We start from the raw sequence: 9,470 nt of genomic DNA, 5'->3' as shown, positions 1-9,470 counted from the left end.
CTGCTGACGACGCTGTTCTACGTGGTCGGCGGCGTCGCGCTGCAGTTCGGGCTCGGCCTGGGCCTGGCGCTGCTGTGCGCGCAGCCGATCCGCGGGCGCAACCTGTTCCGGCTGTCGTTCTTCCTGCCGCTGATGGTCACGCCGGTCGGCATCGCCTACATGTTCCGGATGCTGGCCGACATGGGCGTCGGCCCGTTCGCACCCATCGCCCGCGCACTCGGCCTCGGCGCGATGACCTGGGCGCAGAACGCCTGGTCGGCGCGCTGGGTGGTGCTGGTCGGCGACACCTGGCAGTGGGTGCCGTTCATCTTCATCGTGCTGCTGGCCGCGATCGAAGGGCAGCCGCGCGACCAGCTCGAGGCGGCGCAACTCGACGGCGCGCCGTCGTGGCGCATCTTCCGCGACATCACCTGGCCGGCCATCGCGCCGACCGCGGCGGCCGTCGTGCTGATCCGCGTGATCGAGGCCTTCAAGATCGTCGACCTGCCGAACGTGCTGACCAACGGCGGGCCCGGCATCGCGACCGAGAGCATGACGCTGCATGCCTTCATCGACTGGCGCTCGCTGAACCTGGGCGGCTCGGCGGCGGTGGCCTACCTGCTGCTGTTCGTCTCGACGCTGATGGCGGTGAGCTTCTTCCACTTCGTCGTGCGGCCGGCGCGCGGGGGGCAGGCGGCATGAAGCGGTTGTTCGAGTCGCGGCGCCTCGGCGAGCTCGCGCCGCTGCCGCGCGTGCTGGTGTACGGCGCGCTGCTCGCGTGGACCTTCGTCGTGTTCTTCCCGCTGTACTGGGTGCTGGTCACCTCGTTCAAGGAGCCGCTGCAGGTGTCCGACGGGCCGGTGTTCCTGCCTTTCGTCGATTTCCAGCCCTCGCTGCACGCGTGGAAGTACATCCTCGTCGAGACCGGCCGCGACACGCTGCGGCCGTACCTGAACTCGATGCTGATCGCGAGCCTGTCGACGCTGCTGGCGGTCGCGATCGGATCGATGGCGGCCTATGCGCTGACACGCATCACCTATCGGCCGAGCGTCGCCGCGGTGCTGCTGTTCATCGCGAGCGTCGCCGCCGTGGTCGCGCTCGTGGTCGGCRCCGGGCTGTCGCTCGGCTGGGCGCTGCCGGTGGCCGCAATGCTGTTCGTGCTCGGGCTGCGGCCGCTGCAGCGGCGCCTCACCGCGCGGCTCGGCAACGACGACATCCTGTTCTGGATGATCTCGCAGCGCATCCTGCCGCCGGTGGTGTCGGCGATTCCGATCTACGTGATGTTCCAGCAGGTGCACCTGCTCGACACGCAGTTCGCGCTGATCGTGACCTACATGACCGCGAACCTGCCGATCGTCGTCTGGCTGATGGTCGACTTCTTCGACGGCATCCCGCGCGAGCTGGAAGAAAGCGCGGCGCTCGACGGTGCCTCGCGCTACCGCATCCTGTTCGACCTGATGCTGCCGCTGGCCCGGCCGGGGCTGGTCGCGACGACGCTGCTGGTGCTGATCCTGAGCTGGAACGAGTACCTGCTGGCGCTGTTCCTGTCGACCGCGAATGCGCAGACCATGCCGCTGCTGGTGGCGGCGCAGAACGCGACGCGCGGGCCGCAGTGGTGGACGATGAGCGTGCTGATCCTGCTGATGATCGTGCCGGTGGTCGTGATGACCCTGTTCCTGCAGAAGTTCATTGCCCGCGGCCTGTTGACGGGCGCGGTGAAAGGTTGATGTTGACGACTCCCGCTTTGTCCGCACCGCACTCGGTGACCTTCGACCACCTCGGCAAGCGCTTCGGCGCGGTCGAGGTGCTGCGCGACTTCAACCTGCAGGTGCAGCCCGGCGAGTTCCTGGTGCTGCTTGGCGAATCGGGCTCGGGCAAGAGCACCGCGCTGCGCGTGTTCGCCGGGCTGGAGACGGCGAGCGCCGGGCGCATCCTGATCGGCGAGCGCGACGTGACGAACGTGCTGCCGAAGAACCGCGACATCGCGATGGTGTTCCAGAGCTATGCGCTGTACCCGCACAAGACGGTGGCCGAGAACGTGGCCTACCCGCTGGACGTGCGCGGCGTGCCCAAGCCGCAGCAGCACGAGCAGGTGCTGGCGGTGGCGAAGCAGGTGCAGCTCGACGGGCTGCTCGACCGCTACCCGCGGCAGCTCTCGGGCGGGCAGCGGCAGCGCGTGGCGCTGGCGCGCGCGATGGTGCGGCGGCCGTCGGTGTTCCTGATGGACGAGCCGCTGTCGAACCTGGACGCGAAGCTGCGCGGCCACATGCGCGCGGAGCTGAAGCACCTGCAGCAGCAGCTGGGCATCACGACGCTGTACGTGACGCACGACCAGGTGGAGGCGATGACGCTGGCGCACCGCGTGGCGCTGCTCGACAAGGGCGTGCTGCAGCAGCTGGACACGCCGGCACGCATCTACAACGACCCGGCCAACCTGTTCGTCGCCGGCTTCATCGGCGCGCCGCCGATGAACTTCCTGCGCGGGGCGCTGTCGGGCGGGTGGCTGGAGGGCGAGGGGCTGCGCGTGCCGACGCCGGTGACGGCGAGCCTGGCCGAGGCGGTGCTCGGCATCCGGCCCGAGGACTGCCGCATCGCGGAAGGCGGCGCCCTGCAGGGCGAGATCTACGCGGTGGAGCTGATCGGCGACCACACGCTCGTCACGCTGCACGTCGGCGCGCACAAGCTGACGGTGAAGGGCGCGAAGGATTTCGACCAGCCGGTCGGGCGGCGGGTCGGCGTGGCGTTCGATCCGGGGGCGGCGTTCGTCTTCGACGGCGCGACGGGGGCACGCGTGCGTTGAACGCCTACAGGTGCCGCGACAGCAGCATCCGCAAACCGGCGAAGCCGAAGAACACCGCGATCGTGCCGTCGAACACGCGGCGGATCGAGCGGTAGACGCGCCGCGCGACGGACGTGGAGAACAGCAGCGCGTAGCTGATGAAGATCAGCAGGCCCAGCAGCCCGCAGGCGGCGAACACGACCAGCGAGTCGGTCGGCGAGGCGTGGGCCGGCAGGCCCATCGAGATCGTCGACAGCCAGACGAAGATGGCCTTCGGGTTCGTGATGTGCATCGCGACGCCCTTCAGGAAGATCTGGCGCAGGCTGCCGCTGCGGCCGGCCGCGCCGGCATCGGCCGAGTCGTGGCGAGACAGGGCGGATCGCCCGGCCTTGAAGGCAAGCCACAGCAGATAGAGCCCGCCGATCACCTTGACCACCGTCAGTGCGCCGGACCAGGCGGCCAGCAGCGACGCGAGACCGAGCGCGGCGGTGAGCCCGAGCGTCCACGACGACAGCGTGATGCCGGCGGCCAGCGCGAAGGCGGGCGCCCGGCCGCCGTTCATCGCCGTGCCCATCAGCGCGACGATGCTCGGGCCGGGGCTCGCGCAGCCGATGAAGTAGGCGGTGCAGGCGACGGCGAGGTTGGGGTTGGAGGCCAGGGTGTCGATGTGCATGGGGTTCGTCGGTTTCGTCGCGTCAGTTTCGTCACATCATCCGCTGATGTAAGGGCCGCGCCCCGGCAACGCCCAGAGCAGCGCGCGCGTGACCAGCGACGGGAAGACGGTGAAGTGGTCCTCGTCGGCGATGACCTGCGAGCCGAGCTTCAGCGACTTGTAGTGCCTCGATCGCAGCACGCGCTCGAAGTCGCGGATGTCGCGCACCATGTCGCCGGTCTTGAAGTAGCGTGGCCCGGGCCGGAGGGTCTCGTAGGCGCCGCAGTACATCATCAGCTGCGTGGGCAGATCGGCGTGCGACGCGGCATAGGCCGCCTCGATCTCGAACATCACGCGCCGGTCGAACCACAGTGACGGGCTGCCGAGGGCGTAGCGCGAGAACAATGCCGGCGCCGTCAGCATCACATAGGCCCCGAACAGTCCGCCGTACGAGTGGCCGATGTAGGTGCTGCGGGCCATGTCCACACGGTAGAGCCCTTGCAGCAGCGGCAGCGCAACGGTGGCGAGGTAGTCGCGGTAGCGCGCGGCCTCTCCGTAGGCCTGGCCGGCGTAGGTGTCGGTGCCGCGCTGGGCTCGCCGGCGCGGATCGGTGGGTGTGTAGTCCCGCGCCCGGCTGAGCGCGGAGTCCTCGCCCGCGGCTGGCGCGAGGCCGACGAGGATGAAGTCCTCGAGATTGCGCCCGGCCTGGCCGACGCGTGCCCGAATGCTCCGGACGAGCGGAAATCCGTAGGGCGCATCCGTCAGGAAGACCACTGGCAACGGGGCCGTCGCGTTGCCGCCGTCGGCCACGGAAGCCGGCAGATCAACCCACAGCTGGTAGCGGCGGCCGGTCTTCGGATCGGGGGCGTCGTGCACCGCTGTGTGAGGCAGCGCGTACGGCGTGGCGTCCGGCACGGCCGCCATCGAAGCGCTGCCCGGCCACGCGGCGGCCGAAGCGATCGAGAGCAGCGAGCGGCGGTTGAGGCGGAACGTGGTCATGGCGACGGCAGCAGGTGCTGCGCGCGCAGCCCGGGTTCTTCGTAGACGGAATCTTCGGCCGGGTAGCGCAGGTTCTTCGCGCCGGCCTGTTTGGCCAGGGCCCACACGATGCTCTCGCCGGCGGGCAGTGTCGTCGGCGCCGTCGCGTAGAGAGGATCCGCGAAGGCCTGCGCTGGCGCGACGAAGGTCCAGCCGCGAGCCTTGAACTCGCGTGCGATCACGCCGATCGAGGCGGCGTTGATCGCATTGACGTGCAGCAGCATCACATGCGCGGGGCTGCGGTGCAGCGTGCTGCGTGCCAGCCGATCGTAGTAGCCCGCACGGTCCAGCAGGTGGCGGATGTAGGCCTTCTGCAAGGGTTCGAGCTGGCTGCGCTTGCCGGCCGCGAGCTGATCGAGCCAGACCTCGTTGAAGTACCAGTCGCTGGTGTCGATGGAAACGGGGGCTGGCCGGTAGCCGTGTTCCTTCATCCATGCGCGCATGCCGTCGCGCTTGGCCGGCGTGTCGCCCTCCTTCAGGTACGGGAACCGGAGCATCGGCACCCAGGTGGGCAGCTCGCGGAACGCCGTGTCGGCCTCTTCGACGTCCTGCACGAACTCGGCGAGCGTGAGCTTCGGCGAGGCCAGGTTGCGATGGCGGGCCGTGTGGTTGCCGACCGCGTGGCCGGCGGCGGACCACGCGGCCACCAGCTCGCGGCCGGTGCCCGGGCCGGTGGCCGACAGCGCCGGGAAGATCATCGACGGGATCGATGCAGCGTGCAGCCCCGACAGCAGCGTGCTGTTCCACTCGCGGGCGAGCGGCTCGGCGTCCGGATTCACGCCGTCGTCAAAGGTGAGGGCGAGTGTCTGCGCGTGGGCGACGAGCGACCAGGCGCTGGCGAACACGAAGAGGAGGAACTGTTTGCGCATGTGTCGTGTCGAGGCCTGGTCAATCGTGAAGCAGGGGGTCAGGCGTTCTCGTGGCCGCCGCGAACGTGCGAGTAGCGGTGGATGTCGGTGCGTCGGTGCCAGCCCTGGCTTTCCCACCAGGCCTGCCCTGCGTCGTTGGTGCGGAACACGTCGATGTGCACCTTCAGGATGCCGAGCTGTTCCAGCGCCGCCAGGCAGCGCCCGACCAACGTGCTCGCGATTCCTTGCCGGCGGTGCTCGGGGAGCACCGCCAGGTGTTGCAGGTAGCCGCGCCGACCGTCGTGCCCGCACATGACGCAGCCCACCAAGCGGCCGTCTTTCTCGGCGACGACGTCGTAGTCGTCCATCGCCATGGCCCGCAGCGAGGGCGGGTTCGGTGCCGTCACTTCTTCGTTTCCGACGTGTACGACTGCATGAACCGCTTCGTCGTGGTGAGCAGCAAGCCGTCCAGGATCCTCATCACTGGTCGGGCGATGTCCGGCGGAACGCCACCGTAGAAGGCCTCGGCGATCCCGCCGGTGATGCAGGCGATGGTGTCGCTGTCGCCGCCGATCGAGATCGCATTGCGGATCGCATCTTCGAAGTCGGTCGACTCCAGGAAGGCGATGATCGCCTCGGGCACCGTGCCTTGGCACGAGCTGTCGAAGCGGTAGACGAGCCGGATGTCGTCGAGCCGGCGCGACAGGTCGTAGCCGAAGGTGGTCTCGACGTAGCGCTTGATGTCGTCGCGGCTGCTTCCGGTGCGGGCCAGGAAGATGCTGGCCGCGACGGCCTGCGCGCCTTTGATGCCTTCCGGGTGGTCGTGCGTGACGCGGGTGTAGTGGTCGGCCTTGGCCAGCACCTCGTCGAGGGAGTGGAACGCGAAGCCGACCGGGCTGATGCGCATCGCCGCGCCGTTGCCCCAGCTGTAGTACGGCGTGGGGTCGTCGGAGCGCGCCCATTCCTTGAACCGGCCGCCGTAGCCGGCCCGCGGGTAGCGGTTGGCATAGGCCTTCAGCAACGGGGTGTAGTGACTGCCGTCGAGGATGGCCTCGGCCAGCGCGACGGTCAGCACGGTGTCGTCGGTGAACGTGCAGCGGGGTCCGATCAGCTCGAACGCCTTGGTCTTGATGTTGTTCCATTCGTAGATCGATCCGATCACATCGCCGGCGATGGCTCCAAGCATGGTGTGCCTCCTTGGGGCTACTCTACCGGCTCGCGTCAGCGGGTGGCCGCAGTCTCTGTATCGGGATCTTTCTCGCATGCCGCCATTGCTGCATCGAGCGCGCTCAACCAGTAGCGGTCTGCCGTGTTGCGATCCACCATCCGCGCCACGGCACGCAGGGGTTCGAGAAGTGCCGGATCCGCCATCTTCTCGGCGGCGTCCAGTTCGTACACGCGGCACGCATCGTCGAGCGTCGCGATCAGGTACGCAGTCACTCGCGGATCGCGCCGCTGCGCCAGGCCGGCCAGGGCTTCGCCGCGCACGTCCTCGTCCTCATCGCGGAGGTTGTCCCACAGCAGTTGGCGCACGTCGGTGGAATCCACCTCGTGCATCGTTCCAAGCCCGAACGTTGCCCAGTCGCGGACCGAGGCATCGTCGTCGCGGGCCAGCCGCAGCAGTGCCGCGATGGCCTCCGGCTGCGCGTATCGTCCGAGCGCGAGGGTGACTTTGAACCGCGTCGACGCATCCGGATGCCGGGACAGCGCCACGAGATCGGGCAACGCGGCCGGGTGCGGCCGATGCGAGAGCCCGCAAGCCGCCACGGCGACGACTTCATCGCGCCGGTCCCGCAGCCCGGTCAGCAGCATGGCCTGCGTCTCTTCCGGCGCGTACGCCACGTGTTGAGACATCGACCCGCGGCGCCCGTGCAGAAGCTGGGACGCCACGCCAAGACCGACTGCCCGTTGACGCCAGTTCGGACTCGCTACCAAGGCACGGACCCGTTCCAACGTCTGCGGGTTGCCGCGCAGCTGCAGTGTCACGATCGCCGTCCAGCTGGCGTCGGATTCCCATCCTCGAACCGCACTTCGCACAAGCCTTTGCAGGCCGCGGCGGCGGTTTCGATCACGCGAGAAGCGAATCATCTAATCTCCGAGTGTTCAGCAGGTCTTCGCGCCAAGGACGCGATCCCCAAGCGGCTCAGCATGCATTCCGGCCATTCACTTCTTGTGCGCAACAGCCGCAGGACGTATCTGCTCGAACAAATCGAATACCGTCATCCCCAACGCATTGGCAATGACCTCGATGGCGTTGAGCGTCGGGTTCGCATGGCCGTTCTCGATCCGGCTCAGGTAGGTTTGATAGAACCCGCAGCGCTCGCCGAACTCGGCCTGGCTCAGGCCGGCCTCGGTTCGCAGCGCCCGCACGCACTCGCCGAATTGCTGAGACAGGTTGGGTCTCATGCTCTGAACCCGACGACTTCAGCCAGGACCCAGCAAGATCGAGATATCGACTCCAAGCGCCAGCGCCAGCTGCTCGATGTTGTCCAACGAGACATTCCTTTCCGCCCGTTCCACGGAGCCGACGTAGGTGCGGTGCAGCCCCGCGAGATCAGCCAACTGCTCTTGCGAGAGCCCCCGTGTTGCTCGTTCGGCTCGCAAGTGCCGTGCAAGTCGCAGACGCGCCGCTTCGTAGGCTTTTCCTCTTCGCTCCATGGACGCGGAGGGTGCGTTCATGCCTACTTTGGGTCTACAGACTTTGAGTAGCATCTGGCCGTACACTGACGGCGCTTCCTCATCGTCAGGAGTCCGGCATGGCCGACACGGCCCCCACTTCTCGCCGCAGTCCCGGGCAACACGGCCGTCCCATCGAGAGTCGACGCATCGCTCGCCTGCTCGCGCAGGTGATCGACATCACCGACGGCACGCGCCACCTGCTCGAACTCTCCGAGCAGGATGTCTGGGCGCTTGCCGATGATCAGGCGCCGCTGCTCGACAGCAGGCAGCACGACGCGCTGCGCCGCATGGCGATCACCGCGCTGCTGCTCGTGTCAGAGGAGGCCGAGCGTCTGGGTGAGCGGTTCGACGGGGCACCGTGAGGGCGGCGCAGGAACACAAGGAATCCGTTCGGACTGAGCTTGTCGAAGGCCCTGCGCGCGTCGGGCACAACCCTTCGACGGACGGGCCCTCGACAAGCTCGGTCCCTGCTCAGGGCGAACGGGAGCGCAGATCCTCACGCATCCGCGTACGCCTGCAGCACCATCTCCTCATCCCCCCGGTCGCTGATCTCGATCAGCACCGTGTGCTGCAGTTCCACCACCGGATGGTTCGCGCAGTTCTTGCAGAACCACAGCACCTCGGCGAGCGACTCGACCTCGTGCGACACGGTCACGACCTGCGCCTCCTTCGGGATCGGCCCGAAGCCGCATTGCTCCAGGTTGGCCATCGCGACCGAGTGATCCCACAGGCTCGCGTCCTTGCCCCAGGCCATCACGTGCAGGCAGCCGCTGTCGACCAGCCAGCCGCTGACTTCGATCTGCCAGGTCAGCGTCAGCTTGGCATCGATCATCACGACCGCCCGGAACGGGGCGAGCGCCGACAGGTCGGGCAGCGCACCGCCGGGCTTCAGGTGCAGGTAGCGCGCCGGCGGCCCCGGGATCGTCGGCCCGCCCGACAGCACGCGCAGCGATTCGCGGATCGCCGCCAGCACGTCGAAGAAGCTGCCGTAGACATCCTCGTCAGCGTCGTAGCGCGCCTGGTTCTCGGCAAGGTGTTCCACCGCCGGCAGCAACTCCGGCATCAGCGGCTCGATGGCCTTCGGATCGTCCTCGAGCCTGCGCATGATCAGGTTCAGGAACGCATCGGCGGCCGTCGACGCGTACAGCCCCTGGTTGATCTCGAAGATGCGCGGTGAGACGACGAAGTCGCGGAACACCGGCATGTAGTAGCGGAACGGCCCGGCCGGCATCGCGCCCAGGTCTTCGGCGCGCGACAGCACGTCGCTCTGCTCGAACAGCAGCAAGGCCTCGTCGCGCGACTTGCCCGCGAACTGGCGGTACGCRTAGGCGATGTCCAGGTCGGCCGCGAAGTCGCCCCATTCGGCAGCGTCCGGCGGCGTCGCGGCGTTCGACCCGCTCACGCTAGCGCCGACGCCCTTCGTCATTGCGGGGGCCGCGTCCGCGCGGACCCTGCGGCGGGCCGTCGCGGCGCGGGCCGGGCGGCCGGCCCGTCG

The 9,470-nt window shown here is 68.4% G+C and carries 13 protein-coding genes; 4 read left to right on the top strand and 9 right to left on the bottom strand.

Translation table 11 applies throughout. From position 1 onward, the window contains the following. From AC1D01_RS10795 to AC1D01_RS10785, 3 genes are all read left to right on the top strand, one after another. Positions 1 to 681, top strand: a 681-nt coding sequence (locus AC1D01_RS10795) for a carbohydrate ABC transporter permease (protein ID WP_477866033.1), incomplete at its 5' end; no start/stop codon positions are given. Beyond that, positions 678 to 1,706 carry a carbohydrate ABC transporter permease gene (locus AC1D01_RS10790; RefSeq protein WP_477866032.1) on the top strand — a complete coding sequence of 343 codons (1,029 nt, stop codon included), beginning with the start codon at positions 678 to 680 and terminating at the stop codon, positions 1,704 to 1,706. The genes AC1D01_RS10795 and AC1D01_RS10790, both read left to right, overlap by 4 nt. Positions 1,707 to 1,741: 35 nt before the next feature. After that, the gene (locus tag AC1D01_RS10785; RefSeq protein ID WP_477866031.1) at positions 1,742 to 2,779 is read left to right on the top strand and encodes an ABC transporter ATP-binding protein; all 1,038 of its coding nucleotides are present in this window, start codon (positions 1,742 to 1,744) and stop codon (positions 2,777 to 2,779) included. 4 nt (positions 2,780 to 2,783) lie between these two features. On the opposite strand, the gene AC1D01_RS10780 is transcribed toward AC1D01_RS10785, so the two are convergent. The 8 genes from AC1D01_RS10780 to AC1D01_RS10745 all read right to left on the bottom strand — a co-directional run bounded on the left by AC1D01_RS10780 (position 2,784) and on the right by AC1D01_RS10745 (position 7,975). Beyond that, positions 2,784 to 3,431 carry a LysE family translocator gene (locus AC1D01_RS10780; protein ID WP_477866030.1) on the bottom strand — a complete coding sequence of 216 codons (648 nt, stop codon included), beginning with the start codon at positions 3,429 to 3,431 and terminating at the stop codon, positions 2,784 to 2,786. Between the two features lie 36 nt (positions 3,432 to 3,467). Beyond that, positions 3,468 to 4,409 (bottom strand): alpha/beta hydrolase, encoded by a 942-nt coding sequence (locus AC1D01_RS10775; RefSeq protein ID WP_477866029.1) that lies wholly within the window; start codon positions 4,407 to 4,409, stop codon positions 3,468 to 3,470. Then, positions 4,406 to 5,317 carry a polysaccharide deacetylase family protein gene (locus AC1D01_RS10770; protein WP_477866028.1) on the bottom strand — a complete coding sequence of 304 codons (912 nt, stop codon included), beginning with the start codon at positions 5,315 to 5,317 and terminating at the stop codon, positions 4,406 to 4,408. Before AC1D01_RS10770 ends, AC1D01_RS10775 begins: the two co-directional genes overlap by 4 nt. 38 nt (positions 5,318 to 5,355) lie before the next feature. Next, positions 5,356 to 5,703, bottom strand: coding sequence for a GNAT family N-acetyltransferase (locus AC1D01_RS10765; protein WP_477866027.1), 348 nt, complete (start codon positions 5,701 to 5,703; stop codon positions 5,356 to 5,358). Further along, the gene (locus AC1D01_RS10760) at positions 5,700 to 6,482 is read right to left on the bottom strand and encodes an ADP-ribosylglycohydrolase family protein (protein ID WP_477866026.1); all 783 of its coding nucleotides are present in this window, start codon (positions 6,480 to 6,482) and stop codon (positions 5,700 to 5,702) included. The genes AC1D01_RS10765 and AC1D01_RS10760 overlap by 4 nt, the downstream gene beginning before the upstream one ends. Before the next feature lie 35 nt (positions 6,483 to 6,517). Further along, a complete protein-coding gene (locus tag AC1D01_RS10755) occupies positions 6,518 to 7,384 on the bottom strand; it encodes a HEAT repeat domain-containing protein (protein ID WP_477866025.1) in 867 nt (288 codons plus the stop codon). 75 nt (positions 7,385 to 7,459) lie between these two features. Next, positions 7,460 to 7,702: a helix-turn-helix domain-containing protein gene (locus tag AC1D01_RS10750; protein WP_477866024.1), complete on the bottom strand. Its 243-nt coding sequence runs from the start codon at positions 7,700 to 7,702 to the stop codon at positions 7,460 to 7,462. 18 nt (positions 7,703 to 7,720) lie between these two features. Further along, positions 7,721 to 7,975, bottom strand: coding sequence for a helix-turn-helix domain-containing protein (locus tag AC1D01_RS10745; RefSeq protein ID WP_477866023.1), 255 nt, complete (start codon positions 7,973 to 7,975; stop codon positions 7,721 to 7,723). Between the two features lie 77 nt (positions 7,976 to 8,052). On the opposite strand from AC1D01_RS10745, the gene AC1D01_RS10740 reads away from it, so the two are divergent. Then, positions 8,053 to 8,337, top strand: coding sequence for a hypothetical protein (locus tag AC1D01_RS10740; RefSeq protein ID WP_477866022.1), 285 nt, complete (start codon positions 8,053 to 8,055; stop codon positions 8,335 to 8,337). A gap of 134 nt (positions 8,338 to 8,471) precedes the next feature. On the opposite strand, the gene AC1D01_RS10735 is transcribed toward AC1D01_RS10740, so the two are convergent. Further along, a partial coding sequence (locus AC1D01_RS10735; protein WP_477866021.1) for a DUF7684 family protein occupies positions 8,472 to 9,470 on the bottom strand: 999 nt, incomplete at its 5' end.

The organism is Rhizobacter sp. P3_B12, assembly GCF_056402895.1.
Note: the sequence above shows the minus strand (reverse complement) of the source record. Positions and strands in the feature narration are given on the sequence as shown.